The sequence below is a fragment of the Leadbetterella sp. DM7 genome, assembly GCF_040829825.2.
Classification (GTDB): domain Bacteria; phylum Bacteroidota; class Bacteroidia; order Cytophagales; family Spirosomataceae; genus Leadbetterella.
The window spans coordinates 246060-262159 of record NZ_JBFOLH020000001.1 but is presented as its reverse complement, the minus strand read 5'-3'; the positions used below and the strand labels follow the sequence as shown (position 1 = coordinate 262159).

At 50.0% G+C, this 16100-nt stretch carries 11 protein-coding genes; 6 read left to right on the top strand and 5 right to left on the bottom strand.

Going from position 1 to position 16100, the window contains the following annotated elements:
- Positions 1-21: 21 nt before the first annotated feature.
- Genes AB2U10_RS01105 through AB2U10_RS01090 form a run of 4 tightly spaced genes read right to left on the bottom strand, consistent with a single transcriptional unit; the run spans position 22 to position 3171 of the window.
- Entirely contained in the window at positions 22-993 is a 972-nt protein-coding gene (locus tag AB2U10_RS01105) for an AAA family ATPase (protein WP_367914563.1), read from the bottom strand.
- 5 nt (positions 994-998) lie between these two features.
- Complete coding sequence (gene prmC / locus AB2U10_RS01100; RefSeq protein ID WP_367914564.1) at positions 999-1826, bottom strand: peptide chain release factor N(5)-glutamine methyltransferase; 828 nt, start codon at positions 1824-1826, stop codon at positions 999-1001.
- 27 nt (positions 1827-1853) lie between these two features.
- Positions 1854-2636 carry a 3-keto-disaccharide hydrolase gene (locus AB2U10_RS01095; RefSeq protein ID WP_367914565.1) on the bottom strand — a complete coding sequence of 261 codons (783 nt, stop codon included), beginning with the start codon at positions 2634-2636 and terminating at the stop codon, positions 1854-1856.
- A gap of 13 nt (positions 2637-2649) precedes the next feature.
- Positions 2650-3171, bottom strand: coding sequence for an NADPH-dependent FMN reductase (locus AB2U10_RS01090; protein ID WP_367914566.1), 522 nt, complete (start codon positions 3169-3171; stop codon positions 2650-2652).
- 124 nt (positions 3172-3295) lie between these two features.
- Between AB2U10_RS01090 and fbaA the strand changes: the two genes are divergently transcribed.
- The 4 genes from fbaA to AB2U10_RS01070 all read left to right on the top strand — a co-directional run bounded on the left by fbaA (position 3296) and on the right by AB2U10_RS01070 (position 11247).
- Positions 3296-4378, top strand: coding sequence for a class II fructose-bisphosphate aldolase (gene fbaA, locus AB2U10_RS01085; protein ID WP_367914567.1), 1083 nt, complete (start codon positions 3296-3298; stop codon positions 4376-4378).
- A gap of 287 nt (positions 4379-4665) precedes the next feature.
- Positions 4666-7872: a SusC/RagA family TonB-linked outer membrane protein gene (locus AB2U10_RS01080; RefSeq protein WP_367914568.1), complete on the top strand. Its 3207-nt coding sequence runs from the start codon at positions 4666-4668 to the stop codon at positions 7870-7872.
- Between the two features lie 20 nt (positions 7873-7892).
- On the top strand, positions 7893-9674 hold the full coding sequence (locus tag AB2U10_RS01075; RefSeq protein WP_367914569.1) for a RagB/SusD family nutrient uptake outer membrane protein: 1782 nt from the start codon (positions 7893-7895) through the stop codon (positions 9672-9674).
- Positions 9675-9741: 67 nt separating this feature from the next.
- Positions 9742-11247, top strand: coding sequence for an FG-GAP repeat domain-containing protein (locus tag AB2U10_RS01070; protein ID WP_367914570.1), 1506 nt, complete (start codon positions 9742-9744; stop codon positions 11245-11247).
- A 51-nt stretch (positions 11248-11298) separates the two neighbouring features.
- On the opposite strand, the gene AB2U10_RS01065 is transcribed toward AB2U10_RS01070, so the two are convergent.
- Positions 11299-12741 (bottom strand): APC family permease, encoded by a 1443-nt coding sequence (locus AB2U10_RS01065; RefSeq protein ID WP_367914571.1) that lies wholly within the window; start codon positions 12739-12741, stop codon positions 11299-11301.
- A gap of 118 nt (positions 12742-12859) precedes the next feature.
- Between AB2U10_RS01065 and AB2U10_RS01060 the strand changes: the two genes are divergently transcribed.
- Complete coding sequence (locus AB2U10_RS01060; RefSeq protein ID WP_367914572.1) at positions 12860-13813, top strand: CPBP family intramembrane glutamic endopeptidase; 954 nt, start codon at positions 12860-12862, stop codon at positions 13811-13813.
- A 12-nt stretch (positions 13814-13825) separates the two neighbouring features.
- Positions 13826-15472, top strand: coding sequence for a VRR-NUC domain-containing protein (locus AB2U10_RS01055; RefSeq protein ID WP_367914573.1), 1647 nt, complete (start codon positions 13826-13828; stop codon positions 15470-15472).
- Positions 15473-16100: the final 628 nt, after the last annotated feature.

Sequence of the window (16100 nt, the reverse complement as noted above, 5' to 3'; positions counted from 1 at the left end):
AGTTCGAGCGTAGTCGAGAACTCACCCCCCGATCGCTACCTTCTGCAGCACCGAAGCAATGATCTGCCGGGTATTGATCCCGTCTGCTTCTGCTTCGTAATTCAGGATGATCCGGTGATTGAACACATCGCTGACCAGCGCCTTAACATCTTCGGGCAGCACGTAATCGCGGTGGTTAAAGAAAGCATGTGCTTTAACGGCTTTATAAAGAGAAATGCCTGCCCTTGGTGAAACACCGAAAAGAATATACCGGGCCTCGTCTTTTAAGCCGTACTCTTCCGGGTTCCGGGTGGCAAACACCAGCTCCACAATATACTTTTCCAGGGTTTCCGAAATGGTTACCGCATGGATATGGCGTTTTATTTCCTCAATCTCCCGTTTGTTCAGTACGTGGTGAATCTTCGGGTCAAAATCATAGCCTGAAACCCGCTGAATCATTTCCAGCTCGGAGCGCTTGTCGAGGTAATCCACGTATACCTTCATCATGAAACGGTCTACCTGGGCTTCGGGCAGGGGATAGGTACCTTCCTGCTCCACGGGGTTCTGGGTGGCCAGTACCAGGAATGGCGTATCCAGCCTGAACGACTCCTCGCCTATAGTGATCTGCTTCTCGGCCATGGCTTCCAGGAGGGCTGACTGCACTTTGGCCGGTGCGCGGTTTACCTCATCGGCCAGGATCAGGTTAGAAAAAATAGGCCCCTTTTTTACTTCGAAATCCCCTGATTTCTGGTTGTAGATCATGGTGCCTACCAGGTCTGAGGGGAGGAGGTCAGGGGTGAACTGGATCCGCTGAAAACCCAGGTCAAGCACCTGGGCCAGCGAGTTGATGGTTTTGGTTTTTGCCAGGCCGGGAACACCCTCCAGCAGAATATGACCATCTGTAAAAAGGCCGATCAGGAGACGGTTGATCAGGTGCTCCTGTCCAATGACCGCCTTGCCTATTTCGGTGTGAATTTCACTGATTTTACGATGAAGATATTCTTTTCTTTCCATTGGTATTATTTCTTTATTTCCAGGAACCTTTCTTTTCCGAAAAAGTCCTTCAGTAGCTTAACATGGCGATAACCCCGGTCCCGGAAGACCCCGGCTGTCTCTTCCCCCAGGTAGCTGTTGATCTCCACCCAGATGGAGCCCCGCGGGGCCAGGTGGCGGAAACCGGTTTCGGCAATATGCCGGTAAAAAACCAGCGGGTCCTGGTTGGGCACAAAAAGGGCCAGGTGGGGTTCGAAATCCAGGACGTTTTTACGCATCTCCGGTTTCTCGTTTTCCTTTACATAAGGCGGATTGCTGATGATGAGGTCAAAAGTGTCTGTATCAAAAGGATTTTTGAAATCCAGCATATTGGCATGGGCAAAAGTTACCTGTGCCTGGTGAGCCCGGGCATTGTTTTCTGCCGTAACGAGCGCATGTTCTGAAATGTCAATGGCATATACCCGGGCATCCGGAATCTCCAGGGCCAGGGTTACTGCAATACAGCCACAACCTGTACCCAGGTCAAGAATTGTTTTGGGCGAAAGGGAAGAAACCCGGGTGACCATTTCTTCGGTTTCCGGGCGGGGAATGAGCACAGAGGGGTTTACTTCAAAGCGCCGGTTCATAAACCAGGCTTCTCCCAGGATGTACTGAACGGGCTCGCCCTGGTTGATCCGTTCAATGTAAAACTCCAGGGAACCGGCATCCCGGTCGGTTTCACCCACCAGGATATCGGTCCGGGTGATTCCCCAGAGTTTTTGTAAAAGCAGAAAAGCGATTTCACGGGCCTCGTCTTTGCTGTAAAACCAGATCTCCGCACAAACCTTCTCATAAATTTCTTTCAGGCTTCTCATACATTCTTTAACGCTCGGGAGCGGGGCTTACAGCTTCCTGATCCAGATATTTCTGAACTGGGTTTTGTTGCCGTGATCCTGTAATGATATAACGTCTTCACCGTGCGCTTCAGGATAATTATGAAGGCCGATGTAAAGCGTAAGTCCGTTAATGGTTGAATTATTCTGTACTACCACACCGTTATGAATCACCGTTACAGTGGCAGGGGCATCCAGGCGGCCGTCAGGCTTAAAGCGCGGAGCCCGGTAAATAATATCGTAGGTGTTCCACTCCAGCGGGCCCCGGGTAACGTTCACCAGCGGCGGATGATCCTTGTAAATACTTCCGGCCTGTCCGTTGGCGTATGTCCGGTTATTGTAGCTGTCAAGAATCTGGATCTCGTACCGGTCCTGCAGGAACACACCACTGTTTCCGCGGCCCTGGCTTACGCCTTCCACCACATCAGGGGCGCTCCATTCTATGTGCAGCTGGCAGTCGCCAAACTTCATTTTGGTCTGGATATCGCCTGAGCGGGGCACTACCTCTATATAATCATTGTCTACGATTTTCCAGGGGGCGGGTTTTTTGGGGTCTTTCTTGCTCACCCATTGGTCCAGGTTTTTCCCGTCAAAAAGCACGATGGCATCTGAAGGGGCGTTACCGGCATTTTTGCCCGGGGTGACTACTTTTACTTCGGGTTCCCAGATTTCCGTCATTTCGGGCTTCATCTTCATGGGAGATTCTTTCGGCGGAATATCGGAGTATTGTGCACGGGCAGTGCCGGCGGCAAGCGTTAAGGCTGCAATTGTCGTTAGAAATCGGGTCTTCATGATAGGTATATGATTAAAATTCAATAAAAGTGTCTATCTGTTTTTCCACAAACCGGGCGTACACCTCAAAGGTAAAGGCTCCGTCTGAAAAATGGGCCAAAATATTGGCTAATTTTAAACGTAAACCTAAAATATCTGCATTCAGATAGGCCAGTACGTCACTGAAATGGCTCAGGCCCACGGCGTTCCCGTACGCCCCTGACGATACGCCCACCAGGGCAATCTTCTTCCGGCTGAAGCTGTCGGGGTGCCGCAAGGCATCCACAAACGACTTCAGCACACCCGGGAAAGAGCCGTTATACTCCGGGATGATAAAGATCAGCTTGGGATGAGCGTCTATCTGTTTCTGAAACGAAGCAAAGGCCGGGTCAGAAGCGCCGTAGGTGTTGGAAAAAATAAAATTATGAGGCAAATCTTTCAGATGTATGATCTCATGTTCCCTGTTTCTTTCTGTCAGCCGCTGCGAATAATAACCCGCTATCTTTTCAGAAAAGGAATCCTCCCGGTTAGTACCCACTATAATACCAATACTCATGTTGCAATTTAAATCTTTCTTCTCAAAAACAATATTGTGACGTTTCAGTTCTTAAAAAATGAAGCAGTTGCACAAAAATATTCGTAAATTTGTCACACTTTAATATTTAAACCCGAAATATCAGATGAGTCAGTCATTAATAAAGCCCGGGGTGGTTACCGGAGAAGCTTTAAACCAGCTTCTGAGAATTGCCAATGAGAATAACTTTGCCCTGCCTGCGGTTAACGTGGTAGGAACAAACTCCATCAACGCTGTTCTGGAAACGGCCAGAGCCGTCAATTCACCGGTAATTATCCAGTTTTCCAATGGCGGAGGCTCGTTTTATGCAGGGAAAAGTCTTTCTAACGACGGGCAGAAGGCAGCCATCGCCGGCAGCATTTCCGGCGGATTGCACGTGCATAACCTGGCCGAAATGTACGGTGTCCCCGTGGTATTGCATACCGATCACTGTGCTAAAAAGCTGCTTCCGTGGATAGACGGCCTCCTGGATGCCGGTGAAAAACATTTTGCGGCCACAGGAAGCCCCCTGTTCAGCTCGCACATGATCGACCTTTCAGAAGAGCCGATCCGGGAGAATATCGAGATCTCTAAGCGGTACCTTGAAAGAATGGCCAAAATGGGCATGACGCTCGAAATCGAGCTCGGTGTGACCGGCGGAGAAGAAGATGGCGTGGACAACTCCGATGTGGACAGCTCAAAGCTCTACACCCAGCCGGAAGAGGTAGCCTATGCCTACGAAGAACTGCTGAAAATCAGCCCGAACTTTACCATTGCGGCCGCATTTGGAAATGTACACGGCGTGTATAAGCCCGGAAACGTATCGCTGAAGCCGGTTATCCTTAAAAATTCACAGGATTATATTCAGAAAAAATACGGTACGGGTGATCTGCCCGTAAACTTTGTGTTTCACGGCGGCTCCGGCTCTTCAAGAGAAGAGATCCGGGAGGCTATAGAATACGGTGCCGTTAAAATGAACATTGATACCGATATGCAGTGGGCATCCTGGGACGGTATCCTGAACTACTATAAGAGTAAGGAAGGCTATCTTCAGTCGCAGCTGGGCAACCCCGAAGGCGCAGACTCTCCCAATAAAAAATACTACGATCCGAGAGTCTGGTTGCGTAAAGCAGAAGAATCTATGGTCAACCGGTTGAAAGTCGCTTTTGAAGACCTGAATTGCCTTAACAGGAACGAAGGCCTGTTCTGATTGTTTTTTTAATCTGACCAACATAACAGACCCCGGAGATTTGCCTCCGGGGTTTTTTATTTTCCGGCCATGATTTCCTGGTCATGGCAACTAATGCTTTTGTATTATTTTAATATAAATGTGTGATATTTACACAATTTTAACAAATAATATTTAATATTCATATAAAAAGCGAAGTTTGTAAAAAAAATATAAAAAATATGAGTATTTCTCACCGGCCAGTTTATACGGTATTTCAGATTATCCTTTATATTTCGGGCAATTATTCAACCATTTTAATTTTCCGTATGAAAACAAATCTATTTTTTAAGTACGGCTTCGTCTTATTGTTGGGATTTCTGTTGATTCAGACCGACACCTTCGGACAGGCCAGGACAATTCAAGGAAGGGTAACAGATGCGGCAGACAATGCTCCGCTCCCGGGTGTAACCGTACAGGTCAAAGGCACAAACACGGCCGCACAGACCAACGTTGACGGGGAGTATAGTATTTCAGTGCCCGGAAATAATGCGGTGCTGGTGTTCTCCTTCGTAGGGATGATCACCCAGGAACAGACCGTAGGAACCAGGAGCCAGCTGGATGTGGCTCTTCAAAGTGATCAGGCTGCTTTAGATGAAGTGGTGATTGTGGGTTACGGTACCGCTAAAAAGAAAGACCTGACCGGTGCGGTTTCTATCGTTAAAGTATCTGAGCTGGTAGAACAGCCTAACTCTAACGTGGCTAACCAGCTGCAGGGTCGTGCTTCCGGTATTACGGTACTGGGTACCGGACAGCCCGGTACTTCTCCGCAGATCAGGATCAGGGGTATCAACTCTTTCGGTAATAACGCCCCCCTGTTTGTGGTTGACGGTATGCCTACCCAGGATATCAACTACCTGAACCCGAACGATATTGAGACCATGCAGGTGCTGAAAGACGCCGGTACAGCTTCTATCTACGGTTCAAGAGCGGCTAACGGGGTAGTGGTAATTACCACCAAGAAAGGAAAAGGCAAAGTAAGAGTGACCTACGATACCTTCCTGGGCACCCAGACCGTGGCCAAAGGAAATGTATATAACCTGCTGAATCCGCAGGAAATGGCAGACCTGAAGTGGATGATGTACAAAAACATGAACCTGCCGCTTTCAGATGCCCAGTACGGCACAGGCGCTACTCCTGTTCTGCCGAACTACATTATTCCTACCGGTGCGGCTACGGCAGATGAGTCGTTGTACAATGTAAACCCCTTTTATACAAATTCGGGTGATATCGACGGATTTTACCGGATTGTGAAATCCAACAAGGCAGGTACCGACTGGTTCCACGAGATATTTAAAGATGCGCCCATGCAAAGCCATAACCTTAGCGTAAGCGGCGGCGGGCAGCAGGGAAGCTACCTTCTCTCGCTGAATTACTATAATCAGGTGGGTAACCTCATGAATACCTACATGAAAAGGTATACGGTGAGATCCAACAGCCAGTACAACATATCTAAAAGAATTCGTGTAGGAGAAAACCTGGCCGTGGCGTTTAGAGATAACCCGACTTCAGATTTCTTAACGGAGGGTAGTGCGATCGGTATGGCTTACCGCGAGCAGCCTATCATCCCGGTATACGATATCAAGGGTAATTTTGCCGGTTCATTTGCTTCCGGGATGGGTAACGCCCGGAACCCGGTGGCCATCCGTGAGCGTGCCGTCAACAACAAAGGTTTGGATACCCAAGTATTCGGAAATGTTTTTGCGGAGATAGACGTCCTGAAAAACCTGGTGTTCAGGAGCAATTTCGGTGGAGCTTCGTTTAACAGCCATAGCAGCACATTCAACTATCCGGAATATGAGAATGCTGAAAACGGTAAAACCAATGCCTATAATGAATATGCCTCTCAGGGTTTTGGATGGACCTGGAGTAATACCTTGACCTATGATTTTAACCTGGGCTCTGACCACGTTTTCAAGGTGCTGGCCGGTACTGAAGCGAACAACAGCAAATCTAAGTCTATGGAAGCGCATACCCTGGGCTATTTCTCCTTTGACCCCGATTACACCACGCTGAGCACCGGTTCCGGAGCCCAGACCAACGCAGGTAGCCGGTACCAGGAGGCGCTGTTCTCGTATTTTGGCCGGGTAGAATACTCTGCATTTGATAAATATATATTGAGTGCCATTGTACGTCGTGACGGTTCATCCAAGTTTACACAAAACTTCGGGGTGTTCCCGGCTGTGTCTGCTGCATGGAAAGTTAAGCAGGAAGATTTTATGAGCGATGTTTCGTGGTTATCCGACCTGAAAATCCGCGGTGGCTGGGGTACCATGGGTAACCAATTTAACGTAAATCAGGCCAACCAGTTCACTACGTATGGCCAGAGCCGTGGTGGTGCTTTCTACGATATTAACGGCACCGGTAACAGCACCGTCATGGGCTTTATCAGAACCCGTATCGGTAACCCGAATGCGAAATGGGAAGAAGTGGTTAACACCAACATAGGCTTTGACGCCGGCTTCTTTAACGATGCCCTTGTGGTTAACTTTGACTGGTACAAAAAGCAAACCAACGGTATGCTGTTTGCACCGGATATGCCGGCTACTGCCGGACAGGGAACCCGGCCTTCGGTAAACATCGGTTCCATGAGAAACCAGGGTATCGACCTGACCATTTACGGGGAGAAGAAGGTACAGAAAGACCTGAGCCTGAACGCTACCCTGACCTTTACCACCTACAATAACAAGATCATCAAGATCTCAGACGGAGCCAATTACTTTGACCAGGAAGGTCGCCGGTTTAACGGTTCGGCTATCGTAAGAAACCAGGTAGATCACCCCGTAGGCAGCTTCTTCGGTTACCAGATAGAAGGCTTCTGGAACTCGCAGGCTGAAATTGATGCGGCCAATTCCAAAGCCGGCGGAGAATACCAGTCTGACGTGGCCGTAGGCCGGTTCCGGTACAAAGATGTGAACGGTGACGGTAGAATCACAGCCGATGACCGGACTTTCCTGGGCAACCCCAGCCCCGACTTTTCGTACGGTTTGAACCTGGGTGCCAAATACAAAGCGTTTGATGTAAGCATCTTCCTGTATGGCGTTCAGGGCAACAGCATCTGGAACCAGGTAAGGTGGTGGACAGATTTCTATCCAAGCTTCCAGGGCGCTAAGAGCAAAACCGCCTTGTATGATTCCTGGACTCCTAGCCACCAGAATGCTACAGCGCCTATCCAGGAGAACACCGGGTCGTTCAGTACCAGTACAGTACCTAACTCGTACTACATTGAGGACGGTTCTTACTTAAGAGCGAAAAACGCGCAGATCGGATACCGGCTCCCGGCTAATCTGCTGTCGAAAGTGAAAATTGAAAGTGCAAGGGTGTATATTCAGGCAGCTAACCTGTTTACATTCACCAAGTACTCAGGACCAGACCCTGAAGTGGGACAGGTACAGAATTCTACGGCGTTCGGATTGGACGAAGGAACCTATCCAAATACGAAGCAATTCCTGATCGGTCTTAACTTATCATTCTAAGTCTTAAATTATTCGAGAAAATGAAAACATCAAATAGATTTAAATATTCGATAATCCTGGCGGCCGCCCTTACCTTCGGAACTACGGCCTGTAAGGATTCATTCTTTGACCTTCCTGCTTTGGGGGCTTTATCTGATGCCCAGCTGAAAAGCCGCGCCGGTGTGGATGCCCTCCTGATCGGTGCCTACGGTGGACTAGACGGAACCGATATGGGGGCCGCTTCTTCCTGGGATGTGGCCGCCGATAACTGGATTTATGGCACAGTTGGTGGGGGAGAAGCCCACAAAGGTTCTGACGGAACCGACCAGGCCGGTATCAACACCATCATGCAGCACATCGCTGACCCCAGCAACGGCTTCTTTAACAGCAAATGGGTGGTGTCTTACGAAGGTGTGGCGCGGACCAACGCTGTGCTGAAGAATGTGGTGGAAGCCTCTGATATTTCTGATGCAGATAAGAAAGGGATCCAGGCGGAAGCACGTTTCCTGAGAGGACACTATTACTTTGAGCTGAAAAAAATGTTTGGCAATATTCCGTGGGTGGATGAAACCACAGAAGATGCCACAGCAGTGGGCAATACCGAAGATGTATGGCCAAAAATTGAGGCTGATTTTAAATTTGCCTACGATAACCTGCCCAATACCCAGAGCCAGAAAGGCCGGGCCAACAAATGGGCTGCGGGGTCTTACCTGGGTAAAGCACAGCTGTACCAGAAAAAATGGGCCGAAGCCAAAGCCACTTTTGATGCGGTGATTGCCAATGGGGTAACTTCCAGCGGTGAAAAATACGGTCTCCTGGATCGTTACCAGGACAACTTCGATGCCGCTACCAAAAACAGCAAGGAATCGGTATTTGCAGTACAGCAGGTGGCCAATGACGGTTCAAACTCCATTAATAACGGAAACCAGGGCTGGATGTTGAACTTCCCGTATAACTCGCCTTTCGGATGTTGTGGATTCTACCAGCCAAGTATTGACCTGGCCAACTCGTTCCAGACCGATGCTGCCGGGCTGCCTTTAGTAAGTACATACAATGCCAAGGCGCTGAAAAACGACCAGGGTGTCCTTTCGAGTGCGACCTTTACGCCGGATAACACCACTCCTCTGGATCCAAGACTTGACTGGACCGTAGGTAGAAGAGGTCTTCCTTATCATGACTGGGGCTACCATCCCGGACAAACCTGGATTCGTGACCAGAGCTACGCCGGTCCGTATTCACCTAAGAAAAGTGTTTACTGGCAAGCTACTCAGGGTGTATATGCCGATAAAAGCTCATGGGCACCGGGTTCAGCCATTAACGTTAACATTATCCGTTTTGCAGATGTTCTGTTGATGAATGCCGAGGCAGAAGCTCAGCTGGGTAACCTGGCCAGGGCTCAGGAGCTGGTGAACATGGTACGGGCACGGGCAGCCAAAGAAGACAGCTGGCTGCATGATTATGCCGATCCAAGCGATCCGACGGCTGGATTCTCAAGCAAGCCTGCTGCAAACTATGTGGTTAAGACCTATCCGGCCGGAGCCTTTGCTGCTAAAGGTAAAGACGGTGCCCTGCAGGCCATTTATTTCGAAAGAAAACTGGAGCTGGCTATGGAAGGCCACCGCTTCTTTGACCTGTCGAGATGGGGTATTGCCGCAACAACGATGAATGCCTATTTCAGCTATGAAGGAGCCATTACTCCTGACGTAAGAAATGGCAAATTTACCCAGGGCAAAAATGAAATTTATCCTATTCCGCAACGTCAGATTGACCTGAGCACCAAGAACGGACAATCGCCGTTGAAGCAGAATCCGGGATATAATTAAAAATGTGTTAAATGCGAAAAGGGTCGGAGAAGTGATTCTTCGACCCTTTTATTTTGAGTAATTATTTATGAAATGTTTTCCTGTACTGCTTCTTGCAGTTTTTGGCTTCTCCCTGGTTTCCTGCTCTTCAGGTAATCAGGCAGAGAATACAAACCCTCCTGAACCCTCTGGCCTGCCCGGTGAAACCCTGGCCAAAATGCACTGCGGCAGCTGCCATCAGTATGTGGAGCCCTGGATGCTGGATAAGAAAACCTGGGAAACCCGGACGTTGCCTGAGATGGGCCTCCGCCTGGGCGTAGGAGATGTATTCAGTAAAAATGTACTCCAGGTGCAGCAGGGCACTGAAAACCTGGTGTATGAGAACGTATACCCGCTGAGACCGAAGATCCACGAAGAAGATTATCAGAAAATAGTAGAATTCTACCTTAAAAATGCACCGGAATCGCCGTTGCCGCAGGCGGCCCGGAAGCCCTTGAAAGAAGAGTTGCCCGGATTCAGCTTTACCCCATTTTTACGGAGTGAAGGTTACCAGAACAACACCACGGCGCTTGGATTTGACCGGCAATCGGGTGCCGTGCTGGCCGGTAGCCCGAGGGGTGAGATCAAGCGGTTTGTATGGAAAAACGGCGAAGTAGTCACCGATTCCATCATGGAGCCGGGCGTGTTTTCGGTGATCAGGAAATGGAAAAACGACTGGTATTTCCTGGACCTGGGCCAGCTGGGCCCGCACGAGAAAAGCCTGGGGAAGCTCATCCGGTATAACGATAAAACAGGTTCAGCCTACGTGCTGGAAAAGCTGCACAAACCGGCTGATTTTGCCTTTGCCGATATTAACCAGGACGGTACCGAAGATATCATCGTCTGCAACTTCGGCTTTGAAACCGGTAGCCTGGCCTGGTATGACGGTAAAACCCGGAAAGAGCAGGTGATCAAAAATATGCCCGGAGCCCGGAACATGGTAATTAAAGATATGGATAACGACGGCAAAGACGATATTGTGGTGCTGTACGCGCAGGGACTGGAGGGCATTTCGATCTTCTACAACAAAGGAAAAGGCCGGTTTAAAGAGGAGGCGGTCTTAACGTTTTCACCGGTGTACGGCTCTTCGTGGTTTGAGCTGGCCGATTTTAACCATGACGGCCTGCCCGATATTCTCTATGCTAACGGGGATAACGCCGACTATTCTTTTACCCTGAAGAATTACCACGGCGTAAGGATATTCGAAAACAAAGGAAAAAATACTTTTATGCAGGCCTGGTTCTACCCGCTTTACGGGGCCACCAAAGCCATGGCGGCTGATTTTGACGGCGATGGCGACCTCGATATTGCCGCTATTGCCTATTACCGGAAAGATGCCAGAGAAGGGTTTACCTATCTCGAAAATAACGGTGCTTATGATTTCTCGCCTGCTACCTTTAAAGAAGTGGAATCAGGCCAGTGGATGACTTTGGAGCTGGGCGATGTGAACGGCGACGGGCGTCCGGATATCCTGCTGGGAGCTCATGACCTGGCCCGGAAAAACAAAGCTACTCACCTGCCGTCAGAAGTAGCCGTACTGATCAACAAAAATTAAGTCAGAAGCGGCTCCGGCATAGCCGGAGCCGCTTCTCTCTGCTCTCTTTTATTACTTCAATCCTTTCCTGAACCATAGATAAACCGGCACACCCAGGGCCACTATACCCAGCCCGGGAAACGTAAACTGCGGCTTTTCCTTAATCAGGATAATAACGATAGCCGATGCAATTATGACATACAACAGCGGCAGAACCGGGTACAAAGGCGTTTTGATGGGCCTGGGGTGATCGGGCATTTTCTTCCGGAGAATAAAAATACCGATAATGGTCAGCACATAAAACAGGATAACCACCGTCATCAGGTAATCAAGCAGGTCGCCATACTTGCCGCTCAGGCACAATACCCCGGCCCAGGCACATTGCCACCACAGTGCAGTGCTCGGAACGGCCGCTTTATTCAGCTTTCCGAAGCTTTTGAAAAACAGGTTGTCCTTGGCCATGGTATAGGTCATGCGGGCACCGGTCAGGATAAGCCCGTTATTGCAACCGAACGTAGAGATCATAATCAGTATAGCCATAAACACAGCCATAGACGGCCCGCCGATTGCCTCGGCCGTTGCGGCTGCCACGCGGTCCTGGGAGGCAAACTGGATCCCTCTCCCAATCACATCAGTGGCCTCAGGGCTCCCTTCCAGCGGAAGTATAAAAAGATAAACCAGGTTGGTCAGCAGGTATAAAACGGTCACCAGGAGTGTGCCGATGGCCAGTCCCCGCGGGATATTCCTTTCGGGATTGATCACCTCATCGCCGGCAGTAGCCAGCCCGTGCCAGGCGTCGCTTGAAAACAGCGTACCCACCTGGGTCACACCCAGTGCCAGCACAATGCCCATGCCACCGATCATCGTGGCTGTCCATTCGTTATTGACAGAGAGCATCGCCGTAGGGTTGGCCTGGAATATATGCGAGAAATTGGCCGATATGACCTCAGAATTGGTATAGATAAAGCCGATTACGATCAGGAAAGCCAGGGCGATCAACTTGGTGCTGCCGAATATATTCTGGATGATTTTGCCCAGCTTGACCCCTTTGGTATTGGAATAGGTCAGGAGAATAATGGTGGCTATAGCCAGCAGCCGCTGAGACGAGATCTGGAAAGAACCGTATATCGGGATGATCGGCTCATCATTGATCACCGAAGGCGCCAGCACACCGGTGTATTTGGCAAACGCTACGGCTACTGCAGCGATGGTCCCGGTTTGGATAACGGCAAAAAACGACCAGCCGTACAAAAAGCCGATCAGCCGGTTATAGGCTTTCTGAAGAAAAACGTACTGTCCGCCGGCATGGGGAAACATAGAAGCCAGCTCACCATAAGAAAGGGCTGCCATCATGGTCAGCCCGCCTGCAATAAGCCAGGAAAGAAGCAGCCAGCCGGTATCGCCCGTTTGCCGGGCTACATCAGAAGAAACTAAAAAAATACCGGAACCGATCATGGTACCGGATACGAGCATTACCGCATCGTAGAGGTTGATCTCGCGCTTAAAATTTGCCATTCACAATAGTTGGTTAAGGTGTTGCTTGCAAAAATACATAAATAGCTTAGAAAAAATCAATTTTGAAGGGCTTAAAATCCTATCGGAAATTAACGATATTTGCTGAAAAATTGATCGTATGGATTTTGTACGTTTTGTAAGGAACTCCTCTGAAAGAGACGCCTGGTCTTCCCTGTTGATCCTGTTCGGGTTTATTTGCCTGGGTTTTGTGCTGGCTTCCGTGGTGCAGGCAGGCCTGATGATAGCGGCTATTGTAAAAGAATCAGGCAGCATTGACCTCGAAGCACTTAGCCGGGGAATGAGTAGCATGATGGGCAGCCGGACGGGCTGGTGGCTGCTGGTGACGGCCCAGGGGCTTTCCTCACTGATCTTATTTGTCCTGACGGCCCTGGCCTACTGGCGGTGGATAGAAAGAAAGCCAATAGCTGATTTCAGCTCCAGCCAACTCAGCTCCTCCGGTGTAATTCTCACGGTTTTTATTCTCCAGATGGCCTTCCTGCCGTTCAACTCCTACCTGGGCAGCATTAATGAAAATGTTCAGCTTCCCGGCTTCCTGAGCGGACTGGAAAATACGCTGAAAGAAATGGAACGGTCGGCTGCAGAAATTACCGAATACCTGGCCAAATCAGACACCCTGCCGCAGCTGCTGATGAATATCCTGGTGATCGGCGTTATTGCCGGTATCGGGGAAGAGCTCATATTCCGGGGTATTGTATTGCGGAAGCTGCTCAGAGGGCTGAATAATGAACATCTGGCCATCTGGTTATCGGCTATCCTCTTCAGCGCTATCCATTTTCAGTTTTACGGCTTTTTGCCTCGCATGATGCTGGGTGCCTTTTTCGGATACCTGTATGTATGGACAGGGAATATCCGGGTACCTATAGCGGCGCATATTTTTAACAATACCGTGGCGGTGATCCTTTTTCATTTTATTCACAAAGGGGTAGTGTCACCCGAACTGGAGAAAATGGATAACATTCCCCTGCCCTGGGTAGTGCTTTCCACCCTGGTATTTGCAGCTCTTCTCTACAGGTTTTACTACCGGCAAAAAGCCCCTCAAACCGACGCCTGATCGTAGCTGCTTATGAGTACCATAGAGCTGCCGCCCAAGTACTATCACGATAACTTTGAGTACCTGCTAAGCTTTGTCAAAGACAAATACGCAGATCTGCTGGTAGAATCAGAGTGGAGGTTCCTGCGGAAATACTATACGCTGCCCGAAGACGCCCAATGCCTGTTTATCCGTTTTACGAACCGGAAAGGCCTGTTCTTTAAGGTCAGCACCCTCAAATATGCAGAAATAGAAGATATTCCGGGAAACCTGGAAATACTGAAGACGCGCGGGTTTATTACCCCGCTGAACTTTGAAGATCATCAGCTCTGGCTCAATGAGCTGCTGGCCCTCCTTACCCGCAGCGAGCTGGTAGGAGCCTTTGGCCTCCGGGAGCTGAAAACGGCTAAAAAAGAAGAGATCACCGGGTACCTCAGGGCTTCATTGAGTGTAGAAGAAATCATCCACGTTATCAGCAGCTCTTTTCCCCTGGTGAAGGTGAACTTTGAAGAAGAGGTTTCCTTCCTGAAGTTTCTCTTTTTTGGTAACCGCAGCATGGATATGACCGAATTTGTGCTGCGCGACCTGGGCCTGGTGCAGTACTATAAGCAGCATGACGATCACCTGGTGGCCCGGTTCACCACCCGGAAAGAGGCAGAAGACAAGTGGCTGGTATCCGAGCAATACCTTGTTTTTGCTGAAATAAAAGAGACCTACGGGCCTGAACAGGTCTTTGACTGGTATTGCAGCTTCAGAGATGCCCACCGACAGCTAAGCCCTGTTGCCGTTCCGGCCTTTCAGAAGCTTCAGCTGAACATCGGCCGGCACCTGGAGCGGTGCAAAGCCTATGACCTGGCCATTGAGCTGTATGATGACGCACAGGTTCCACCGGCACGTGAGCGCAAGGCCCGCTGCCTGGCCCGGGGTAAATTCTATGATGAGGCCCGGGCGGTATGCGAGGAGATGATCGTTTCTCCCTACAATGTAGATGAGCAATATTTTGCAGAATACTTCCTCACTACGCTGTCAGGCAAAAAGAACCGGAAGCAAACTACCGAATGGCTGAAGGAAGCCGATGAGATCACTATTGGGGCAGAATACCGGCACAGTGTAGAGCTGGGTAGCCTCGAATATTTCCTGGAGCAGGGGTATTCGGGTGCTTTTTCCGAAAACTTCTCCTGGAGAGCCCTGTTCGGGCTGCTTTTGTGGGATATCATCTTTGACCCCTCCCTGGTAGCTTTCCACCACCCTTTCCAGCGCAGGCCCTCTGACCTGTACCTGCCTGATTTTTACGAAAAGCGCCGGGTACAGGTGCAGCAGCGCCTCGATAACTTCCGTGACCCGGATGAGCTGGTAGCCGGCTTATGGGAAACCTTTGAAAAGAATTTCGGTACGGCCAACCCGTTTGTGGTGTGGGATCCGGAAATATGGGGCATGGTCAAAGTGCTGGCTTCCCGTATTGACCTTCCCGCCCTGAGAAAAATAATGGAGACCATGGCTGAAAACCTGGTGGAAAACTCCCGGGGGATGCCCGACCTGCTGATCTGGAACGAAACACACTACGAGCTCCTGGAAATAAAATCGCCTAACGATACCCTGAGCAATCAGCAGCTGTTCTGGCTGAAGACCTTTCGCGATCTGGGAGTCAACGCCCGTGTACTTCGCGTGCGATTTTCATAGATACCATTTTCATAGGGAGCTATTCCCCGGCCCTTGCCTCAGTCACGAAGTGGCGCAATCCCCCTGCAGAGGGTGGAGCCCTGTGCAAGGTTGTCATACTACCATTTTCATAGGGAATTATTCCCCGGCCCTTTCCTCAGCCACGAAGTGGCGCAATCCCCCTGCAGAGGGTGGAGCCCTGTGCAAGGTTTTCATACTACCATTTTCATAGGGAGCTATTCCCCGGCCCTTTCCTCAGCCACGAAGTGGCGCAATCCCCCTGCAGAGGGTGGAGCCCTGTGCAAGGTTTTCATACTACCATTTTCATAGGGAGCTATTCCCCGGCCCTTGCCTCAGCCACGAAGTGGCGCAATCCCCCTGCAGAGGGTGTAGCCCTTTGCAAGGTTTTCATACTACCATTTTCATAGGGAGCTATTCCCCGGCCCTTTCCTCAGCCACGAAGTGGCGCAATCCCCCTGCAGAGGGTGTAGCCCTTTGCAAGGTTTTCATACTACCATTTTCATAGGGAGCTATTCCCCGGCCCTTGCCTCAGCCACGAAGTGGCGCAATCCCCCTGCAGAGGGTGGAGCCCTTTGCAAGGTTTTCATACTACCATTTTCATAGGGAGCTATTCCCCGGCCCTTTCCTC